The organism is Serratia sp. 25CWL12 (assembly GCF_055790885.1).
The window spans coordinates 2,977,171-2,999,575 of the sequence record NZ_CM147698.1 but is presented as its reverse complement, the minus strand read 5'-3'; the positions used below and the strand labels follow the sequence as shown (position 1 = coordinate 2,999,575).

Genomic DNA, 22,405 nt, shown 5'->3' with positions numbered 1-22,405 from the left:
CCTAACCGATTAAACAGGGTGAGCCTCATTCATGGGCTCACCCTGCAGGTCAACATGCGTTTTGTCAAACGACCATTGAATGATGTTGGTTGCATACCACGCTGCGAATCTCACTCACACGATCAAGAATATTGTGATGATTGCAGGCTAACGGGATAATATTCAATTGGTCACACACCGCTGCTAGACCATTATCCTCAATACACTTTATCAGTTGATCTCCAGCCAAGGATTGATAGTAGGCAGACATTTGGGTGGCCTTGAACAGCGTAACCTGGGTATGCCGTAATCGCCCAGAAATCTCTCCTCGGCCAATGGCATTCTCCGCCTCTTCGGCGACCAACGCCCGTATCGCCGCCTCCCCATATACTCCTAACTCTGCCAGCATGTTTTTACGCAAGTCCGGTGTAGCCTGATAATCAACCTTGACCTGATAGAAACTGTCTAACAAGTAAAGCTGGATATTCCTGACGCCACGGGCCTCTAGCATGGCGGCAATCTCCAGGGCAATCACCCCACCCAAAGACCAACCCAACAGTTGAATCACGGGTTGTTCTAGCAGCCCTTGCTGTTCCATTTTAGCCAGATAGTAGGCGGCTACGGTGGACAGTTCGGTCAATTGCTGCTCGCTGTGATAAAGGTTGTAGTTATCCACCCCAAAGCAGTTTACCTCCCCTTCCAACGCCTTGGCGAAATCGAGATAGGCTTCACACCCTACTAAAGCAGGATGAATCATCCACAGGTTGTCGGCCCCCCGCTGGTAACGGTTAATTCGCTGAACGGGCTGATAGTTTTCCACTGCCAACATGCCGCGGATAGTGCGGTATTTAAACAGTTTCACCACTGGTACGGTTTCAGACAATATGCTAGACATTTTCTGGCACAGCGAAATTGCCAGAATAGAACTCCCCCCGCAGGCAAAGAAATCATCGGTCACACCAATGACCTCTTGTTGCAATATCTCTTGCCACAAAACGCACAATTGCTGCTCTTGTTTTGTTTCTGGCGCTACATACTGACGACGAGTATCCATATCAACTGGCAAGGGCAGTTGTTTGCGGTCTATTTTCCCGTTGGCATTAAGCGGGAACTCAGCCATAAAAATAAACGCAGCAGGGACCATATACGTCGGCAGATGCCCCTGAATCTGAGTAAGCAAACGTGAGTGATCCAACGGTGCATCGCTTACGTAATAAGCAATTAAGCGCTCTTGCTCACCGGCATCTTTCAATACTAAGCATTGTTTGATGTTACTGACCGCCATTAGGGTATTTTCAATTTCGCCTAATTCAACCCGGTAACCATTAACTTTGACCTGATTATCAATCCGCCCACAGAATTCGATATTGCCATCGTGCAACCAGCGCCCGAGATCACCGGTGCTGTAAAGTCGTTCCCCAGTGATTGGATGATTGATAAAACTTTCTGCAGTTCTCTCTGGATCGTTGAAATAACCCAGAGCTAAGCCAGCACCACCAATAAACAGCGTGCCTATAACGTTGGGCGGCACCGGCGCTAGCTGCTCATCCAGGATATAAAAGCATTGATTGGTTAACGCATTACCGTAAGGGATACTCTGCTGAAATAGCGCGCCTTTCTCCACTTCATAGATAATCGACCAGATGGACACTTCCGTCGCCCCACCAGCACTGATAAAGCGGCAGTCAGGCGCCCAACGATGACAGCGCTGTGGTAGGTTCACCGGGATCCAATCACCACTTAACATGACGCGGCTTAAAGCGTTATTGCGCACCAGCCCTTCACGTTCAATATATTGCATCAAGAGCTCAAACAACGCTGGGGCAGACTGCCAGAGCGTCACTCGGTACTCTGCCATCAGGTAGTACCAAGCCTCCGGCTGATAGCGTTGTTCTTCACTCGGGATGACCAAACGCCCTCCCGCCGATAACATGCCGAAAATATCATAGACCGACAGATCAAAACTCAGCGCACTGATGGCCAGCGTAGCATCACCAGGACCAACATTAAGACGATGATTGATATCGACAAGCGTGTTATTGGCCGCAGCATGTTGAATGGCCACCCCTTTCGGAACGCCAGTAGAGCCAGAGGTAAAAATAACGTAGGCCAATTGCGTAGGGGCCACAACTTCGGCAGGGAGAATCACCTCTGTGGCCGGTAATGTAAGCGCTCGCCCATCTGGCGCAAGGCAAATTGTCGAAAACTCCTCCCGCTGCCAAGGCTTATCGGTAAGCACCAGGCGGCAATTCGCATGCTGTATGATGCTCAGCCTGCGACTCTCTGGCCATGACGTATCCATTGGCAAATACGCTCGGCCAGCCATCAGCACGGCAAGCACCCCCACTATTTGCGCTCGCCCTTTATCTATCACAACCGCAATAAGGTCTGAATGGCCAAAATTGCCTTGGCGGACCTGATTAGAGAGCGTCAGTGACCATTGATACAATTCACCATAGGTACAACTTCCCTGTGAATCGATCAAAGCAATATCGTTCGGGTGTTGTTTGGCCCATGACATAAAGCCATGATGAATCCCATAGGCATATTCAGCAGCGGGTCTGGCCTCCACAGCAGGTTGCAGTAACTCACGTTGTTTCGCTTCACTTAGCAGGCTCAGGCTGGCCACGTTTGCCGCTGGCGTTTGCACCATTGCGCGTAACAACTGCTGAAAATGCTGCATAAAACCGTCGATCGTTTCTGGGGAAAACAACGCGCAGGCGTAATTAATATTTGCGACGAGCTGTGGTTGCCCATCTTCAATCAGCAGGCCCAAATCGAATTTCGCAACCTGGTAGTATTGCATGAGGTCAAGCGGAGTAAATAGTGACCTTTCCCCCTGCGTCTCCATCGCCTGTTCGACGCTGAACACTACCTGAAACAGCGGTTGTCTGGACAGATCGCGCTCAACATGCAAACTTTCAACCAACTTCTCCAATGGCATGTCCTGATACTCTTGACTGGCCACGGTATTGTTGAACACTTGGCGAATCATTTCATCGACCCGTAATTCAGGGTTAATGGTATTACGTAATACCAGTGTGTTAACAAACAGACCAATCAACGGCTCTATTTGAGAATGGGGCCGGTTGGCTACTGGCGCACCAATAACAATATCCTGCTGATGGCTGTATTTACCCAGCAGCAGAGTGAACCCAGTCAGTAATACTGCGTGGAGCGTTACGCCAGTCGCTCGGGCCAGGTTACGTAACTGCTCACTCAGTTCCAGCTCGATGTTTAATGAAACCGTTGCTCCGCGATGATCAAACTCTTTAGGTCGAGGATAATCCGTGGGGAGCTCCAATGACTGGTATCCTTGCATTTTGTCCAACCAGAATTGTTGACGAGCCTGGTTGCGCTCACTTCCCTGTTGGCTCTCCAACCACAACGCATAGTCAGAATATTGGATAGTCAGCTCAGGTAACGTTAGCGGCGTATCCTTGGCAAAGAAGGCATAATGCCCTTCAAGTTCAGCCAACAGTAGGTTGGCCGACCAGCCGTCAAAAGCGATGTGATGCACGTTGAGCAAGGAGAAACAGGTTACCCGCCCATCAGTCTCCCGGCGTTCGATCAATATATTGCGAATAGGATATTCTTTACGCAAATTGAATGGGCGATGAATGGCCGTTTCTAGTGTGGCTTCCCATTGGTCTGCAGCCACTTGCAAACGCTCCAGCGGTAACGGTTTCTGGTGCAGTAAAAACTCTGTGTCGCCCGACGCCGTATTTTGCACTATCGTGCTGCGCAGCAAATGATGGCGCGAGACCACCGCCTGCAATGCCTGCAGATAGGCGGCGATATTAATCTCTGCCCCCAGTTCGAACAGCACTGGAACCTGATAAAGATCACTGCCTTGCATCAGTTCATCAAGAAACCATAAACGCATTTGTGATGAGGATAGTGGATATTGCGTCTTCTTTTGTGCTGCGATTGGCCCTGCCGCATGCACCGCTGTCTGCTGTTTCAGGTGCTGGCAAAACTGTCGGATAGTGGGGTAAGCACTGAACATCGCGAAAGTCACTTCCCTTGCCAACGCTTGGCTCAGGCGGTTACAAAGGGTAATCGCCTGAATCGAATTGCCACCGCTACTATAAAAATTATCGTTGACGCCAACGCGTTCAGTACGCAATACCTCAGCCCATAAGTCGCAGCAAAGCATTTCCCACTCATCGCTTGGGGGCGTGTATTCTTTATGGCTCTCGCTCTGCCCAGGTATCGGCAGCGCTTTGCGATCAATCTTGCCACTGACGCTTAACGGAAAGCTCTCCAAGGCGATCACATCTGACGGACGCATATATTCTGGTAACGTCTGCGCCAACAGTTGGTGCAGGTAAGCGTTGTCCATCACTTGGCTGGCGGTGTAATACAGCAAAATCCGAGGATTCGTCTCAGTCACCAGCGCCACACATTGGCTGATTTCTGGCATGACGGATAAGGTACGCTCTATTTCGCCCAGCTCGATGCGATAACCATTGAGTTTGATCTGATTGTCGATACGGCCGAGGAACTCGATATCGTTATCTTCCAGCACACGCCCCAAGTCCCCAGTGCGGTAGAGGCGCTCACCAGTGGTGGGATGGAAAATAAAGCGCTCGCTGGTTCGCTGCGGGTCATTGAAATAGCCTTGTGCTACTCCCGCGCCCCCGATATACAATTCACCCGCCATTCCCTGTGGCAAGGGCTTGAGTTGCTCATCCAGAACATACAGCGACTGGTTGGCCAACGTGATCCCAAGCGGAATACTTTGCTGGAATTGCTCAGTTTGCGCCACTTCATACATTGTTGAACAAACAGCAGCTTCAGTTACCCCCCAACAGTTGAAGAAACGACACTGCTCAGCCCAGGTAAAACAGCGCTGAGCCAATGTAGGTGGCACCCAATCCCCCCCTAACATCACTGCACGTAACGGTGAATCAGAGTCGCTGGCATAGTGCTCCACATGCTGGAGCAACAGGTCAAACAAGGCGGGTGTCGAGAACCAGAGAGTCACCCGATGCTGTGATACCAACTGATACCAAGCTTGCGGCTGATAGCGTTGTGCTTCTGTAGGCAGCACCAAACGCCCCCCAGCAGATAGCACGCCAAACAGGTCATACACCGAGACATCAAAACTCAACGCGCTGACAGCAAAAATGGCATCGCCTGCACCGACATTCAGTTGCCTATTCATCGCCATAACGGTATTGGTGATCGCCGCATGCGAAACTGCGACGCCTTTCGGCACGCCCGTGGAACCAGAGGTAAAAATGACATACGCCAACGCTTCTGGATCTACCGGCTCTGGGGGCAAGAGAGGCTGTGGTAACGCTATACCTTCTGCCTTACCGGTACTATCCAACACGAGAGAGGTGAAAGCAGCATGCTGCCAAGGTTCATCACACAGGACGATCTCGATATCGGCCTGTTCAACGATGGTCAAGCGGCGTTTTTCCGGCCATGACTTATCCATCGGCTGGTAGGCTTTACCCGCCATCAACGTAGCCAAGATGGCGATCACCTGGGCTCGTCCCTTATCCATCAGAATAGCGACCAACGCCGAATGACGCCCTGCGCACTGGCGTATCTGGTTTGATAATACCAACGCTGCCTGATACAGCTCGCCATAGCTGCAACTGCCCAATGCATCGATAACTGCAATATCGTCTGGGTGTTTCCGCGCCCAATCCATAAAATTCTGGTGTAGAGCGTGTTGATAGTCAAACGGCGAATTGGCTACCGGCATGGGTTGCTGAACCATCCCACTGACTGGCAATAGGGGTAATTTATAATGCGGTACATATAAATGAGCTGGCAGAGAGCTCAACAGCGTGACCAGCAAGGATAACAGCGTATCGGCTTTCTGTTCGGTCAGATAGGGGGTGGCATACGCCAAAGAAAGCATTAGTCCGTCTTCGGTAGTATGTGCCAACAGATTCAGGGGATAATCTGTTTTCTCGGCGGTAGCACGAATGCTCACCGGCATAGCCTGCATATCCACGCTTGGATAGTTTTCAAACACCAGCAACGTGTGGAATAGTGCCTCACCGCCATAGCTCAGTTCAGCCAGAGGTTGATAGCTGTATTCATCCAACTCATTCAACGAACGCTGAATGACCTGTAATTGCTGCAAACAGCTGTGATCGTTATCCCAATCCACCCTCAGCGGCAACGTATTGATATACAGACCAACGCTTTCCTCAATACCATCAATCGGCAGATTACGGCCAGATAGTGTAGTGCCAACCAAAGTGACTTCCTGCCGACTGTATATATGCAGAATTTTATGCCAGACAAACTGCAACATCACATTCAGCGTCACCCCCTGGTTCTGTGCAAGTTGCTGCAACGATGAAAATACAGCGGCAGGCAGCAGGCGCGTTAACAGGGTTTGTTCTGCGCTGGTGATACTTTTTGGCTCATAAGGCACGCTGAGTAGATAAGAGATATCATTTGCCTGGCATTGGTTAAGCTGGCGCTGTTGCCAATAGGCTCGGCTGTTTTCAGCCTGCTCCATATAGTATCGCTGTGCTTGCAGGTAGGTAATTTCCTGCTGCCGCTCAGGTTGCAGCCCTGTTTGTAATTGTTGGTAGGCAAGATGTACGTATTTTAACAATAACTGGCCGCTCCACCCATCGGTGATGCTGTGATGCACGGTATAAACCAGGCAGTAATGCTGTTCGCTAATCTTCACCAGTCGTAAGCGGAACAGGCCAGGTTGTTGCAAATCAAACGGCTGAGTGAGCTGTTGTTCACATAACTGCTCAAGAGCCAATGGCCACTCAACCTGTTGTTGATAATCAACATATTGCCAATCCATTGCCGCTTCTGCACAAATCACCTGCAACGGTTGCCACTGCCAATTAAAACAAGTACGCAAAATAGGGAAGCGCGCCATGGCCATTTCCCACGCCTGCCGATAGGCAGTAGGGTTTAGCTCGATAAGATAATCCAACACCATTTGCACCCGATAACTCGGATCGTCCGGTTGGCTAACTGCATGATAGATAAACCCTTGTTGTAAACTATTACAAGGGAAAACCGCTTGCGGTGTATAGCGTTGCTGTAATTTCTCCCATAGCGTTGTGGGCAGTTTATCGCCCATTATGCACGGTAACTCGTTATGGTTATCAATCAACTGATTGATTTCAATGGTGAATCTATGGGCAACATCCCTTAAGACCGATGCCGTCAGCATACCATCCAAGCGGAAACACAACTGTTGGTTCGCCACCCAGCTATTCAATATCAGCAGCTCGCGGTTGGTATTGTCAGGATGGCTGTTTTTCCCTGCGGGTTCGGCCAGCAGTTGCCATTCACCACCCTGGTCGGTAAATTGCCCCAAAAAGTTGAAAACTATCCCTGGGTGGCGCAAGGCTAGCGCGGATTCGTTGCCGCGATTACGTAATACACCGTAGCCTATACCATGGTTCGGTACTGCTTCGAGAGCGGAACGTACTTGGGCGATATCCGCCTGTGGATTATCCGCTAAGGTAAAGTTTATTGGGTACATCGCGGTAAACCAGCCAAGCGTGCGCCCGACATCCATTTGCCCGCAGGGTAAATCGCGCCCGTGACTTTCTAGCATCAGCGTATGGCTATTGCTATGGCTGTAATGGCGCAAGGTGCGTAACCATGCGGTAAGCAGCAGGTCATTTACCTGATCGCTCATTTGCATCAGCCTGCCAGTCACCACCGTATCCAGTTGCTCATAATGCAGGTGAACCTGATGACTTAACGCAAAATCACTACGGTAATCGTGCTGGCGCTGACACTGTAAGTGCCAGTAATCCACTTCTTGCTTATCGACAGGTTTATAATCCAGTAAGGCATTCACCCACTGCCGATAGCTGGCAGACTTTAACCCCAAGTCTTCGCCAAGATACAAACGACGTAAATCCTCGACCAGAATGCGCCAAGACACCGCATCAATAATCAAATGATGACAAGCGAAGAAAATACGCGCAGAGCCATCCTGATAGCCATCAACGTAACCGAATTGCCACAAAGGGCCCTGTTGATAATCAAAATCACTCTGCCACTGACTGAACAATGCCTCTAATTCAGCATCAGACAGCGTGGCTCGGTGAGCACACCGTAACGGATGAGGGGCTAATTCAGCCTGGTAATACTGATGGGAACCCTGCTGATCTAATGTAAAACGCGCTCGCAACATATCATGGTGAACCACCAACGTATTGATCGCCTGCTGTAAACGCCCCAAATCTAATTCAGGTACGCGGATCAGGAATGATTGATTCCAGTAATGACTCTGCTCAAACGCTTGATCGAAGAACCAGCGTTGGGTAGGTGACAAGGATATCGCTTGGCTAAGGTTACCCTGCTCAGGCAGCACTGCATCGGGCAAGGCCGCAGTGGTCAAATTATCCAGCAAAGCGGCAATAGAACGGTATTGATAAAGATCTTGCGTGCGGCATGCCAAGCCAATCCTGCGCATTTCGGACACTAAGCGGATCGCGGTAATAGAATCGCCACCTAATCGCAGGAAATCATCATTGAGCCCAATGTCTTCAAGACCCATCACCTGTTGCCAAACGGCTTGCAACTGTTTTTCCTGATAGGTAGTTGCCATGCGATAATCACCACAAACTTGGCTGTAATCCGGTTCAGGCAGCGCCCGAGTATCCAGTTTGCCGTTGATGGTCAACGGTAGCGCCATTAACTGCACCAATACTGCTGGCACCATATAATCTGGCAACCGTTCAGCTAACTGACGTTTTACCAATTGATCATTGAGTGTGACCTCTGCGACATAGTAAGCAACGATACGTGGCGTCTCCTGCCCACGAACCACTACCGCACAATGCGCAACCGACGTCACGGCAACAAAGGCTTGTTCAATTTCACTCAGTTCAATCCGATGACCACGAATTTTCACCTGATCGTCGTTACGGCCAACATATTCCAGTTCACCATTCGGCAGCCAGCGTACCTTGTCGCCAGTACGGTAAAGCCGCTGAAATTCGCTTTCGTCCGCTTGTGCAAACGGATTGGCAATAAATTTTTCCTCCATCAGTTCGGGCTGGTTAAGATAACCCCGTGCCAACCCAAGCCCTGAGATACAAAGCTCCCCAGGCACACCGATGGGTAAGGGTTGCTGCTGGCTATCCAACACGTACAAGCGCACACCCGGCAATGGGCGCCCGATATTATTCGCCCCGTTGTGGCGATAAAGGTTAATAGAGACACACACGCTCGCTTCTGAAGGGCCATAAGCATTAAACAACTGATGCCCTTGCTGCGTGAAGTGGTCAAGGCACGTGAGAGATGTCGCTTCTCCCGCCACCACAATTTGCGATAAACAAGCTGGAATGTTCGGTTGAAGCTTTAATAGCGCTGGCGGCAAATGGGCAAAATCAATGTGATGACGTTCAATCAGCGCCAATAAGGCTGGCAGATCATGACGTTGCTCCTCGGTCGCCACCACCAGCGTATGGCCGCCACACAGCGGGATGTAGGTTTCCGCCACATGGGCGTCAAACACTACGGAGGCAAATTGCAGGCAGTTGCGCGCTTTATCGGCACCGCCGATCATCGCCTGAAAACCACGCACCATATTGAGCACCCCTTGGTGTTCCAGCAAGGTGCCTTTGGGCTGCCCTGTTGTCCCAGAGGTATAAATGGCATAAGCCAACTGATGAGGTGAGTGCTCGACAGGCAAAGGTGCATCACTCACCGCCTTGCTATTGACCAATGCATCCGGTACCCACAACGCTGCTGGTAACGCCATATCCTGTAGTTTTGCTTTTAAAGCCTGCTCAGTTATCAGCATTGGGCAATGACTATCCGCCAGAATATAGCTGATACGTTGCTTGGGCAGTTGAGGCTCTAAAGGAATATATGCGGCGCCGGTTTTCATAATCGCCAGCATGGTAACGATCATCTCTACGCCACGGTTCATGCAAAACGGGATCAGGGTGTCTGGGCTAATGCTTTTTTGCGCAATGCGCTGATAGTTTTCCGTGATACAGCGAGCAAGCTGGTTACTTTTTTGCTCCAACTCCAGGTAGGTCAGTTGTTGCTGCTCATCAACCAAGGCGATGCGTTGCGGGTATTTTTGCGCTTGTTCAGTGATTGCCTGGTGTAAAGTCCCTGTTGCCATCATCGCTTCCGGCTGCGGGGGATTCCAATCGATTAGCTGCTGGCGTTGTTGGGTTGGGGTCAGCAATGGAAAGCTCGCTAACGGTTTTTCGGGGTGCAACAGGACTTGGTTTAATAACTGCTGAAACTGCTCAGCCATCGCGGCAATCTGTTGTGGGGCAAAGCGTTCTGGCTCATAACGGATACGAAATGCGATATTATCGTTCTGTTCTTGATATTCCAAAACGAGCTCAGCGTTAGCCAGACTCTGGTCAAACCGATGATGACAGCGCGTTTGGCATCCCCTCAGCGACAGAGTCAACTCATTGAAATGTGCTTGGGCAAAACTGATGTTGGGTCGTATCCCTGTGCTTTTCAGCACTTCATATATCGGCCAGCGAGTAAAACGTAGCCCTGGCTTAGCTTTCAAATCGTGGTGGTGTGCCAAAGTCCGTTGATAAATATCAGCAAAAGTATCGTCTTGATGAACAAAAAAAGGGAATACCGCAGTATTCACCTGTGCGCCTAACCTCAGATGACTACCATTCTCCATCGAGACCGGGTAAGCAAGATGCACTGCCTCGCTTTGGCAATAACGGGCAATTAATAAAGCCCAAATAGTTTTAAACACCAAAAATGCATTAGTATGTTTTAAATTCGATTTAAGAACTTGCCATGTTTTAACTGGAAGATAGAACTTTACTTGTCGTTCAATGGAATCTTCCCCAAAGTGCTGGATATAAGGAATGTCGTTCGTTTTAGGCAATCCTGCCAACGCACTTTGCCAAAATTCTGTCGGATTGGCAGTGGAGAGGTTTTTTAATTTAAACAGATATTCCTGAACCTTCTCCGAAAAAAAATTATCATTAACAATATGATTTTCCGTCATCAAATTGTCATTGTAATAATCCGACATTTCAGCATAAGCGTCAGCCACTGAAAGCCCATCAATAATCACATGATGATAGACCACGACAAACTCGTACAGATCTTTGTCTTTATCATGATAATAACCATAGCTAAACAGTGGGCCATTATTGAGGTCGAAAGGGCGCGCGGCTAATGCTGCCAAAGCTTGTAGGCTATCGCATTTTTCTAACTCTGTGATCAGCGTATCCGCATTTTTACGCCATAAAAGCTGACCATCCTCTTCAACCAAATGACTGTCTAATACAGGATACTTATTAATCAGATATTTAACGGCGCGCTCAAGTTTATTGATATCCAGTGACCCAGTAATAGTTTGGTCCATTATCATATTGTATTTATTCGACAATGGATCAAGTTGCCATTCTGTCCAAAATATTCTGGTATACGGTGATGCTAACTGAATATTCATTTGTAGCTCCTTGCTTAAAATAACAAATACTTTTTGTTACCCGGTGGTGAGGTTTACTCAGCCCGGGTGTTTTTTAATACTCGCTAACGTTAATTCGCTCACTGAGTCCGGCTGTGCAGATTGTCGTAACGGGTGTAACGAAAGCTGTAATCCGGCGTTCAACCCCAAAGTCACCACGACGGAGAGCGGGATCCGCAACAAACGAGAGTGCAGTAAGGTTGCACGAGCGGACTCATACTGGATGGTTTTTAATGTTGTCCAATAACCGGTTGCCCGCATCAAACGTAGAAAAAAACGAGCCTGGAGTGGCATTGCATGCCAGGTGGGATTGACCTCCTGGTTTAAATTGTTGATGGTGTGGCTACGGGGGAGGAATACGGTTTCATCCAGTAATGCACATTGCCCATAAGTGATGGCATCAATATGGCATTTTCTGACACCATGCTGAACCAACGCCGTCGGTTGGCGATACAACGCTTTACTGACAAATACAGAAGGATTATTTTTAACCACCAGCAACAACATCCATGTGCCCTGTAATAATGTATTGATAAGTATAACGGGATAGTCAGCAATACTATCTATGAATAAACTTAATCCCATCATAACAGAACCAATAGGTTACCATGTGACCAGAGAGGATAATATAAGAATGATTAATATTATTCCCAGATAATTGTTAAGAGGAGGTAAATATCCGGGCAACTGTACTTGCTGAAGCTAATACTCCCCTTCATCTTACTACGTTTAGCTTCTCTATCGATAGACTGAATCTGCTATGATTCAACTCCATTAGCTTGATTTTTAGTATTAATCTACGCGAGAAACTGTATGAAGCCTAAATCTGTCACGCTTAATGATGTCGCCGACTATGCGGGGGTGTCGTATCAGACTGTGTCACGGGTATTAAATCGGGCCGAACATGTTTCAGATAAAACTCGTGCTAAGGTCGAACAGGCAATGGCTGCGTTGAATTATGTGCCAAACCGTGTCGCACAACAGCTGGCGGGTAAACAGAGCTTTACGCTGGGGTTGGCCACCACCGAGTTGGCACTGCATGCACCTTCGCAAATCGCATCGGCAATTAAAACCCAAGCTAACCAGTTGGGTTTTAACGTGGTGATTTCCATGGTGGAAGATCTTGGCATTCAGGCCTGTCGCTCTGCGATGAATGAGCTGCTGTCACAACGGGTGGATGGTTTGTTGATTAACGTCCCCCTGACAACCGATGATGCTTATGCCATGGTGCAAACCTGTGGCGAGATCCCTGCACTGTTTTTAGACGTAGACCCCGATGCCGAGGTGTTTAGCATTTTGTTTGATCCCTATGAAGGTGCTCGACGAGGCGTCGAACATGTTGTTGCTCTTGGGCATCGCGACATTGCGCTGATTACCGGGCCTCTGATCTCTATTTCCGGTCGTTTACGCTATCAGGGCTGGTTAGCGACGTTAGCCGAACATCAATTGGTACCTTGTTCTGTGTTTCACGGCGATTGGGATGCCGCTTCCGGTTACCAGCTTGCTGGGCAGATTTTAAGTTTGCCAAAACACCCGACGGCAATATTGGTGGCTAATGACCAAATGGCGTTAGGCGTACTGCGCGCATTACAGGAGTATGGGTTGCAAGTTCCGGCGCAAATGTCGGTGGTTGGCTACGATGACACCGAAGATAGTGCTTACTATTTCCCGCCGCTGACCACCATCAAGCAGGATTTCCGCTTGTTAGGGCAGGAAAGTGTGAAACGTTTGGTCCAGTGTCTGGAAGGGCAGCATCAGTCTCATGGGTGCTCTTTGCGTTTGGCAACCTCGCTGGTGCAAAGGCATACCACAGCGGCAGTGAATCAAAAAAATGTCTCGCCGAAAAGTTTATCTCAGGAGTTGCTGCGTATCGCTCGTCAAATCGCCACGTTGGACGAAAAATAAAATTCAATCTGAGGGGATCAACCCTCACTCCTTTTGCTGAATATGTGACCGACATCTATTTCCCCATGATATTTGCTTTACACCTTTATGCTTGTTGTTCATTTTACAACTAATTGTGAGCGGATAACATTTTGGGGGATGTATGAGTTCATCTCAGTTAGGGAAATCACTCAGTGCTGTTTTATCTCGTCGAGACTGGGAGAATCCTGCCTGTACACACTACCATCGCTTGCCAGCACATCCGCCATTTCGCAGTTGGCGTAATGAGCAAGATGCCCGAGATGACCAGGCTTCATCACAGTCTATTTCATTAAATGGTGTTTGGCAGTTTAGCTACTTTAGCCAGCCAGAACAGGTGCCTGAAGCATGGCTACATGACGATCTGGACAGTGCGGATGAAATGCGGGTGCCTTCAAACTGGCAAATGGCAGGCTATGACGCACCAATTTATACCAATGTCACTTATCCTATTCCGGTTAACCCCCCTTTAGTGCCTGAACAAAACCCCACGGGGTGTTATTCGCTCACATTCAGTGTTGATGACGAGTGGATAACACAGGGGCAAACCCGGATTATTTTCGACGGTGTCAATTCGGCCTTTTATCTTTGGTGTAACGGTGAATGGATTGGTTATTCACAAGACAGCCGTTTACCTGCCGAGTTTGATATCAGCCACGCGCTGCAACCGGGTGAAAACCGCCTGGCGGTGATGGTATTACGCTGGTGCGATGGCAGTTATCTGGAAGATCAGGACATGTGGCGCATGAGCGGGATTTTCCGCGATGTTAGCCTATTACATAAACCAGCCAGCCATTTGAGTGATATCCATATCACTACGCCATTAAGCGACAGTTTCCGCCGGGGAGAGTTGGTTGTAACGGTAGTCGCCCAACAACCGCAGCAACACCGGGTGCAGGTGCAACTGTGGCGTAAAGAGAGGCTGATTGCCGAGAAAACCCAGTGCTTCGGCAGTGAAATCATCGATGAGCGGGGCGCTTATGACGACCGTACTACGCTGCGCTTGCCAGTGGAGCAACCGGCGTTATGGAGTGCGGAGACGCCAGAACTGTATCGTGCCGTAATCGTGCTGCTATCGCCCACCGGAGAGCTGGTAGAGGCAGAGGCTTATGACGTGGGTTTCCGCCAGGTTGAAATCAGCAACGGCTTGTTGAAGCTTAATGGTCAGCCGTTGTTGATCCGTGGTACCAATCGCCATGAACACCATCCCGAACTAGGGCAGGTGATGGATGAGGCCACAATGCGCCAGGATATCTTGCTGATGAAACAGCATAATTTCAATGCGGTGCGCTGTTCCCATTATCCGAATCATCCGCGTTGGTATCAGCTTTGCGATCACTATGGCCTGTATGTGGTGGACGAAGCCAACATTGAAACCCACGGTTTACAGCCGATGAGCCGGATTGCCGATGATCCGGTTTGGTTGCCAGCCATGAGTGAACGCGTGACGCGTATGGTGCAACGCGACCGTAACCATGCTTGTATCATTATCTGGTCACTGGGTAACGAATCGGGTCATGGTAGCACCCATGATGCACTGTACCGCTGGGTTAAAAGCCAGGATCCTACTCGCCCGGTACAATATGAAGGTGGCGGGGCCAACACGGCAGCAACGGATATTCTCTGCCCGATGTATGCACGAGTGGAGCAGGATCAGCCCTTCCCAACTGTACCGAAATGGTCGCTCAAGAAATGGATCGGTTTACCTGATGAACCTCGCCCGTTGATCCTGTGTGAGTATGCTCATGCCATGGGGAACAGCTTTGGCGGTTTTGACCGTTATTGGCAAGCTTTTCGTCAACATCCCCGTTTGCAGGGGGGATTTATCTGGGATTGGGTGGACCAAGGCTTAACGCGCCTTGATGATAACGGCCAACCTTACTGGGCTTATGGGGGGGACTTCGGTGATACCCCCAATGATCGTCAATTTTGTTTGAATGGTGTGGTATTTCCCGATCGCAGTCCACACCCGGCTCTGTTCGAAGCGCAGCGCGCTCAGCAGTTTTTCCAGTTCCAGTTGCTTGAGCAGTCTCCGCTGACGGTTGAAGTGAGCAGTGAGTATTTGTTCCGCGCCAGTGACAATGAACGGTTGTATTGGCACTTAACCCTGGATGGCAAACCGATTGCTGAGGGGGATGTCGAACTTGCATTACCGGCACAAGCCAGGCAGAAAATAGTGCTGGGTCACATTCCCGAACTGAATGGGGGAGGTGAGTTGTGGTTGAATGTGGAGGTTCGCCAAATAAAGGCCACAGCATGGTCTGCAGAACATCACCGTTGTGCCTGGGACCAGTGGCGTTTAACGCGGCCATTAATGTTGCCAAGCGATAATCATCATCTGCAGGGGGAATTGCCACGGCTGAACCAGACCAATAATACCTTCAGCATTGAGTGGGGAACACAACGCTGGCAGTTCAATCGGCAAACTGGTTTGTTGGAGCAGTGGTGGCAGGATGAAAAAGCCACACTGTTGACGCCGTTATGCGACAACTTTACCCGTGCACCGCTGGATAATGATATTGGCGTGAGTGAGACCACCCGCATCGATCCCAATGCTTGGGTTGAACGTTGGAAGAAAGCCGGGATGTATGCGCTAGAAACGAGCTTGCTGCAATGTGAAGTCGATTTGGTTTCACAAGGTGTGCAGATCTGCACAACGCATAGTTATGGCGGTCATAGTTATGGCGGTCATAGTTATAGCGGTCATAGTTATGGCGGTCATAGTTATAGCGATGATAGTGATAGCGGCCAAAACATCATTCTGTTTATTAGCCGTAAGACCTATTTAATTGACCGTCTGGGTAAACTGCATCTTGATGTAAACGTTGATGTTAGCTACGGAATTCCATCACCAGCGCGCATCGGCTTGAGCTGTCAACTTGCCGAAGTTGCTGAACAGGCAACCTGGTTGGGGTTAGGCCCACATGAAAACTATCCTGACCGTCAGCTTTCTGCTCAACATGGGCGTTGGACACGACCGCTTTCAGCGTTACATACGCCATATATTTTCCCAACCGAGAACGGGTTGCGTTGCCATACGCGCCAATTGAATTTTGGCCGCTGGCAGTGGCTGGGGGATTTCCACTTTGCCCTCAGCCGTTATAGCCAACAGCAATTAACCGATACCTCGCATCAGCATTTGTTGCAGGAGGAGCAGGGGGTTTGGGTCAATATTGATGGCTTCCATATGGGGGTTGGCGGCGATGACTCGTGGAGCCCGAGCGTAAGCCCTGATTTTATCTTGGATGCCGAACATTATCGTTATTCGTTGGTTTGGCAGTACGCTGAATAACATACAGCAGGGCTAAACAGTATTTATCACTAACATTATTCATAGATAAACCCTGCCGTGTATTTGAGGTTAGCTTCAACGCGCGGTAGGGTTGTTGCGTAAGGAATTCGCCATGTACTATTTGAAAAATACTAATTTTTGGATGTTTGGGCTGTTTTTCTTCTTCTACTTTTTTATCATGGGTGCTTATTTCCCCTTCTTCCCCATTTGGCTGCATGATATTAATAACATCAGCAAAGGGGACACTGGCATTATTTTTGCGACTATCTCTTTCTTTTCATTGCTATTCCAGCCGGTTTTTGGCTTGCTGTCAGATAAGTTGGGGCTGAAAAAGCATTTGCTGTGGATTATCACCGGGATGTTGGTGTTATTCGCGCCGTTCTTTATCTATGTTTTTGGCCCACTTTTACGCACTAATATTATCTTGGGGTCCATTGCTGGTGGGATCTATCTCGGTTTTATTTATAATGGCGGTGCACCGGCTATTGAGGCGTACATCGAGAAAGTGAGCCGTCGCAGCTCATTTGAGTTCGGTCGTGCGCGTTTATTTGGTTGTGTGGGCTGGGCGTTGTGTGCATCAGTGGTAGGCATTATGTTTACCATCAACAACGAATTTGTCTTCTGGCTTGGCTCTGGTTGTGCAGTGATATTGGCGATTCTGTTATTTATTGCTAAACCTGAAGCAGCTAGCTCTGCGCAAGTTGCAGATAAATTGGGTGCCAACAGTAAACCGTTCAGTTTACGCTTGGCATTCGAATTACTGAAAAACCCTAAACTGTGGTTTTTGGCTCTGTATGTGGTGGGTGTTTCCTGCACTTATGATGTGTTTGATCAGCAGTTCGCCAATTTCTTTACCTCGTTCTTCTCTTCAGCCGAGCAGGGGACGCGTGTTTTTGGCTATGTCACCACGATGGGTGAATTGCTCAATGCATCGATCATGTTTTTTGCTCCGCTTATTGTGAATCGTATTGGCGGGAAAAATGCACTCTTGCTAGCCGGTTTCATTATGTCGATACGTATTATCGGTTCTTCATTTGCCTCTACACCATTAGAGGTGATTATTCTGAAAACCTTGCATATGTTTGAAGTGCCGTTCCTGATTGTCGGTTGTTTTAAATATATTACCACCGTATTTGAAGTGCGCTTCTCTGCCACTATTTATCTGGTTTGCTTCTGTTTCTTTAAACAACTAGCCACTATTTTTATGTCGATCTTGGCCGGGAATATGTATGAAAGAATCGGTTTTCATGGGGCTTATCTTATTCTGGGGATGGTTGCACTGTCGTTTACGCTGATATCGGTGTTTACTCTGAGCGGGCGGGGGCCACTATCAGCGTTTAAACCAGAACCTAGCGTAGTCAGGGATATGGCGTAATTAAGCGCCAGGATAACGTAATGATGACGCAACGAGAAAGATTAGCAGGTGGGTATTTATATACTGATCTTGATGAGGGCATGGCAGAGGAGCGCTTACGCGGAAAAGAGTTAATTTATGATTTTAATCATTCGCGGCCTTCTGAGCAGATAAAACGGGAAGCACTGATCCGTCAACTGATGGGGAAAATCGGCAAAAATTTTTGGATTGAGCCGCCACTACATGTTGCTTATGGCAGCCAGATTATTGTTGGCGATAACTTTTATGCCAACTTTAATCTGGTGGTGGTGGATGACGGAAAGGTATTGATTGGTGATAACGTGATGATTGCGCCGAATGTCACGATATCCACCACCGGGCATCCGATAGATCCCTCGGTGCGTATTACCGGGCAGCAGTTTTCTTTAACCGTCACCATTGAGGATAATGTTTGGATAGGCAGTGGAGTAATAATTAATCCTGGAGTGACCATTGGCCGTAATAGCGTGATTGGAGCAGGGAGTGTAGTGACCCGAGATGTCCCCCCGACGTAGTTGCCGCAGGCGTTCCATGCCGCGTGCTAAGGCCGATCGGTGAGCAAGATACTTGGGAGGGCAGCGCCAAACGCACTGGGCTTTGAGCAAACGCCAAGGGGCGCTGCGGCGCTCCTTGGGTTTTAATGATGCTGACAGGGATTATTTAACCGGTTATCAACTTGGTTGCCATTCAAGCTGCCGCGGTATTAGTGACGCGAGATACTTGGCTCTTCCTACGCTTCGACCCTTATCGGGGCCGCTGCAAGCGTTTCCATCGTTCTGGTATGATCAGTTTGATAAATCAGGCAACCGCTGGAGTCAACTTTAGTTCAATAGGATTCAGTAAATTCCGCGGCTTTATTGAGTAGAAAATCCATTTTAATACTGGCGCTAACGGTTAATCCTGCGGTTCCTACTTCTTGCAGAGTGTAAATTTTATCTAAGGCCTTGAAGTAGGCTTCTTTATATTTAACCCACGATTTTTGTTTCATGATTAATGCAGACTTTATTGTTTCATCTTTTTGTTCTTTAAGGGAAAGTTTAAAGAGTCTATCGATCTCCTTTTCCCATGCATCAGCGGCATCATAATAACAGTTCATCATCCTGGTACTATAATTTTTCGCATCATCCTTGACACATTTATCAAATTCTTCCTCAATTTGATAATTTAACTCAAATTCGTCATCAGATGTTGCACTGAGTTCAGCGGCTCTGGTCGTGTTAATGAATATCAATAAAACGATAATAATCATTTTTTTTACCACAATTATCTCCCTCGGTTTTATGACTTAATGCATTGTATTTTTTAAAGATAATCGGGTACATAACCCTAGCCTAGTAGGGGGGGCTGGTGCGCTATCGCAAATCATTCTCGCTGAGTTGCCTTGCTTGTTTACTAAGGAAAATCATTTTAAAAAAAGCGTTTATTTCAGGCCCATCCGGCCATTGTTGCTGATCGGAAAAAATAACATCTAAAGCTTGAAAGGATGATTTTTTATACTCAACCCAAGCGGTTTGCATTTTTTTTAGTGCCGACAGTTCATTCTCGGTCCGATCTTGCATCATAAGCTGAAGTTGTTTATCAATTTCCGCTTGCCAAGCATCTACCGCAGTATTATAGCAGGCAGCCATCTCCGCACTCGAGCGTTGCGGAACGCTGTCAGTACACTTAGCCAATGTTTCATCAATATTTGTATCGAGTTCCTTAGCGTTCGCCAAGGGGGGCGATACCAGTAAGAGCAGCATAATAGCCGTCTTTACCATTCTATCCATCTATCCCTCTCATTTTATGCTTAACCGTTATCGCGATATATCATACAGATGAGTTGGAAAAATTGCAGTCATTGGCATTGTAAGTGGCTGAGTCAAAGGATAGCGTTAAACAAGCTCAATGATATGGAGCTGTCTCAGCGAAGTGGGGGCAGCTACCGTACCATTGTTCTCGGAAAATGCTCCCAGGATAAGGCCTCCAGGGTAAGGCCTACAGGATAAGGCAACCCTAAAGGGGGCCGTTTTGAATGAATCGTATTAACACCTTGGCACTGTGCCACAATCAGGCTTCAAGCAAGCTGAATCCAGCAAGTCAGTGTCACCTTATCCAAACAAATCGTACATCACGCTAATTATCTGAAGTGAATTTTCACTTTTTACTAATGAATGTTTTTACTCAAATTATTGTTGTAATTACTTGATTATTAAAGATAATAAATATTATTTAGTGATTTAATCCTGTTAGCTTTTAACATTCGAAAGATATAACTATGAATCTCTCATCACTGTAAACGATACCAATACACCCCTTAACTCATGTATAATAGTTATGAATTAAATTTAAATTCCGTAAATCTTAAATTTTTAGAATAAAATTCTGTTTTGTGGTTTTTTTTGATAGGTTTACATTAAAATTTAATTGATTGCCAAGGAGTTAACAAGTTATATAATCCGTCCGTCAGTGACGGCTTTGGTGTTTTTTTGATCAAAGAGAGACAGTGATCCGAGACATATATGGAAAGTAGACTTTATGGATTTTTGCTCAAAGAAGACATTCAACTCGATATTATTAATAAAAGGCTTGTGTGTTACCGTGCTGAAACTGCTGAAAATGCAATGTTCTTTAAAGTGGTCACACTTAATGACGTACAATTGAGATTATTGTTATTGCTATTGGATAATGAACCAGGAACCATTCTTTCCAAGAATGATATCATAGAAAATGTATGGAAAGAGAGTCAATCTTACTCTTCTAGCCAGCGGCTATGGTATTTAATAAAGGTATTGAGAAATAAATTAGCCTCCATTGGGCTACCAGAAGATTTTATTTCAAATGCCCACGGTGTTGGATATTTTATAGGCAGTTACAGCGTATTACCAATGTTTATCGGGTAATTCTACTCTGTTTTAACGGGGTGGATACCGTATATCCATATTGTATGGGTATACGTCATATCATTCTAATGGATATTAGAATGGGTTAATAACACGATGAGTTGTAGGAATATATATGAAAAAGTTAGCAATTGCTGTCTCCCTGGCCACAGTATTGGGTTCTGTTAACCTTGCTCAGGCTGTCTCTACAGGTACCATTTACTTTAATGGTGAGTTGACCGCCAATACCTGTGATGTTTCGGTAAATGGTCAGGGAGCAAACGCAACTGTCGTATTGCCAACAGTAGGTACTAACCAGTTGACTGCTGCAGGTCAAACCGCTGGGCGTACTAACTTCAACATGGCTTTGACTAATTGTTCGGGTACGTTGCAAACCGCATCTGCCTACTTTGAAGCCGGTTCTTCTGTTGACTTGGTCAATGGCCGTCTGAAAAATACCACTGGTACTGCCACTTTAGTGGCTCTGCAACTGCGTGATGGTTCAAGTGCTTCTCAAGCCGTGATTAAGGTGGGTGATTCCAGCCAGAGAACCAATACCACTTATTTAAGTATTTCAAGCGGTAGTGCAGTTCTGCCGTACGAGGTTGAATATTACGCCAATGGGCTGACTACCGCTGGTACGGTAGTCAGCAGCGTTGTTTATTCAATTCAGTATATGTAACAGAACTTCGGGGGAGGCGGTGTCCTCTCCCAATCTTCAGGAAGATATCATGATATTTCCCTTGTGCAGTATTCGTCAATGGTGTGGGCTGGCTGTAGTTGCTTTATTCAGCACCAGCACGCTGGCCAGCGTGGTGATCAGTGGAACACGCGTAATCTATCCTTCTGATGCCAAGGAGGTCAGCGTTAAACTTAACAATGTCGGCCCTGCTCCTGTCCTGGTACAGAGCTGGATTGATAAAGGGGACCCTAATGCCAAGCCATCAACTATCCAAGTGCCGTTTGTGTTAACCCCGCCGATGAATCGTGTTGACCCAAATAAAGGGCAGACACTACGGATAAGCTATACCGGGGAGCCTCTCCCCATGGATAAAGAATCCGTATTCTGGCTCAATGTGTTGGAAGTGCCCGCTAAAGATAGTGTCGTGGTGGCGGAAAACCGCCTGCAGATGGCCTTTCGCTCACGCATCAAGCTGTTTTACCGGCCGATCGGGCTACAAGGTAATGCCAGAGATGCCGCCAAAGCGCTAACCTGGAGTTCACAGGGTAATCGTATTCAAGCTTCAAACCTCACGCCCTACCATGTCTCTTTGGTGAATCTGACACTGAATGGTAAGAAAATTGAAGGTGCGATGATAGAACCTCGTGCAACCATGACGTTCAATTTATCGGGGCAGGCAGGAAGTACACTTTCTGGCAATTTTGTCGATGATTATGGCGCAATCAATAATTTCGAAAGCATTATTCATTAATGACAATCAATCCGTAATCTTTGATTAAAAATAGCACCGTTATTATTTAAGGGATGCGTTTTTGAAGGGATGTCTTATGTCAAAAGATTT

General features: G+C 47.7%; 10 protein-coding genes and 1 pseudogene. 7 read left to right on the top strand and 4 right to left on the bottom strand.

The features are described 5' to 3' along the window. Positions 1–64 precede the first annotated feature (64 nt). The gene (locus ACX9GV_RS12940; protein ID WP_473195801.1) at positions 65–11,395 is read right to left on the bottom strand and encodes an amino acid adenylation domain-containing protein; all 11,331 of its coding nucleotides are present in this window, start codon (positions 11,393–11,395) and stop codon (positions 65–67) included. A gap of 57 nt (positions 11,396–11,452) precedes the next feature. Further along, a complete protein-coding gene (locus ACX9GV_RS12935) occupies positions 11,453–12,001 on the bottom strand; it encodes a hypothetical protein (protein ID WP_473195800.1) in 549 nt (182 codons plus the stop codon). Positions 12,002–12,226: 225 nt separating this feature from the next. Between ACX9GV_RS12935 and ACX9GV_RS12930 the strand changes: the two genes are divergently transcribed. The 4 genes and pseudogenes from ACX9GV_RS12930 (at position 12,227) to ACX9GV_RS12915 (ending at position 18,622) form a co-directional block, all read left to right on the top strand. Further along, on the top strand, positions 12,227–13,318 hold the full coding sequence (locus ACX9GV_RS12930; protein ID WP_473195799.1) for a LacI family DNA-binding transcriptional regulator: 1,092 nt from the start codon (positions 12,227–12,229) through the stop codon (positions 13,316–13,318). Positions 13,319–13,460: 142 nt separating this feature from the next. After that, positions 13,461–16,628 carry a beta-galactosidase gene (locus tag ACX9GV_RS12925; RefSeq protein ID WP_473195798.1) on the top strand — a complete coding sequence of 1,056 codons (3,168 nt, stop codon included), beginning with the start codon at positions 13,461–13,463 and terminating at the stop codon, positions 16,626–16,628. Between the two features lie 112 nt (positions 16,629–16,740). Further along, positions 16,741–18,003, top strand: a complete 1,263-nt coding sequence (locus ACX9GV_RS12920) for an oligosaccharide MFS transporter (RefSeq protein WP_473195797.1) — start codon at positions 16,741–16,743, stop codon at positions 18,001–18,003. A 23-nt stretch (positions 18,004–18,026) separates the two neighbouring features. Continuing rightward, positions 18,027–18,622: pseudogene (locus ACX9GV_RS12915) on the top strand (maltose acetyltransferase domain-containing protein). 225 nt (positions 18,623–18,847) lie between these two features. Here the strand turns inward: ACX9GV_RS12915 and ACX9GV_RS12910 are convergent. Together ACX9GV_RS12910 and ACX9GV_RS12905 are read right to left on the bottom strand one after the other, a co-directional pair. After that, positions 18,848–19,282: a lysozyme inhibitor LprI family protein gene (locus ACX9GV_RS12910; protein ID WP_473195796.1), complete on the bottom strand. Its 435-nt coding sequence runs from the start codon at positions 19,280–19,282 to the stop codon at positions 18,848–18,850. 91 nt (positions 19,283–19,373) lie between these two features. Further along, the gene (locus ACX9GV_RS12905) at positions 19,374–19,790 is read right to left on the bottom strand and encodes a lysozyme inhibitor LprI family protein (RefSeq protein ID WP_473195795.1); all 417 of its coding nucleotides are present in this window, start codon (positions 19,788–19,790) and stop codon (positions 19,374–19,376) included. 732 nt (positions 19,791–20,522) lie between these two features. Here ACX9GV_RS12905 and ACX9GV_RS12900 point away from each other — a divergent pair. From ACX9GV_RS12900 to ACX9GV_RS12890, 3 genes are all read left to right on the top strand, one after another. After that, the gene (locus ACX9GV_RS12900; RefSeq protein ID WP_473195794.1) at positions 20,523–20,903 is read left to right on the top strand and encodes a winged helix-turn-helix domain-containing protein; all 381 of its coding nucleotides are present in this window, start codon (positions 20,523–20,525) and stop codon (positions 20,901–20,903) included. Positions 20,904–21,018: 115 nt separating this feature from the next. Continuing rightward, complete coding sequence (locus ACX9GV_RS12895) at positions 21,019–21,564, top strand: fimbrial protein (protein ID WP_473195793.1); 546 nt, start codon at positions 21,019–21,021, stop codon at positions 21,562–21,564. A 49-nt stretch (positions 21,565–21,613) separates the two neighbouring features. Then, positions 21,614–22,315, top strand: a complete 702-nt coding sequence (locus tag ACX9GV_RS12890) for a fimbria/pilus periplasmic chaperone (RefSeq protein WP_473195792.1) — start codon at positions 21,614–21,616, stop codon at positions 22,313–22,315. The last annotated feature ends 90 nt before the right edge of the window (positions 22,316–22,405 follow it).

Excerpts from the sequence above, each read along its gene's own strand:
- ACX9GV_RS12940 (WP_473195801.1), bottom strand. The coding sequence starts at position 11,395 with ATGAATATTCAGTTAGCATCACCGTATACCAGAATATTTTGGACAGAA.
- ACX9GV_RS12890 (WP_473195792.1), top strand. The coding sequence starts at position 21,614 with ATGATATTTCCCTTGTGCAGTATTCGTCAATGGTGTGGGCTGGCTGTA.
- ACX9GV_RS12925 (WP_473195798.1), top strand. The coding sequence starts at position 13,461 with ATGAGTTCATCTCAGTTAGGGAAATCACTCAGTGCTGTTTTATCTCGT.
- ACX9GV_RS12900 (WP_473195794.1), top strand. The coding sequence starts at position 20,523 with ATGGAAAGTAGACTTTATGGATTTTTGCTCAAAGAAGACATTCAACTC.
- ACX9GV_RS12905 (WP_473195795.1), bottom strand. The coding sequence starts at position 19,790 with ATGGATAGAATGGTAAAGACGGCTATTATGCTGCTCTTACTGGTATCG.
- ACX9GV_RS12935 (WP_473195800.1), bottom strand. The coding sequence starts at position 12,001 with ATGATGGGATTAAGTTTATTCATAGATAGTATTGCTGACTATCCCGTT.
- ACX9GV_RS12895 (WP_473195793.1), top strand. The coding sequence starts at position 21,019 with ATGAAAAAGTTAGCAATTGCTGTCTCCCTGGCCACAGTATTGGGTTCT.
- ACX9GV_RS12920 (WP_473195797.1), top strand. The coding sequence starts at position 16,741 with ATGTACTATTTGAAAAATACTAATTTTTGGATGTTTGGGCTGTTTTTC.
- ACX9GV_RS12930 (WP_473195799.1), top strand. The coding sequence starts at position 12,227 with ATGAAGCCTAAATCTGTCACGCTTAATGATGTCGCCGACTATGCGGGG.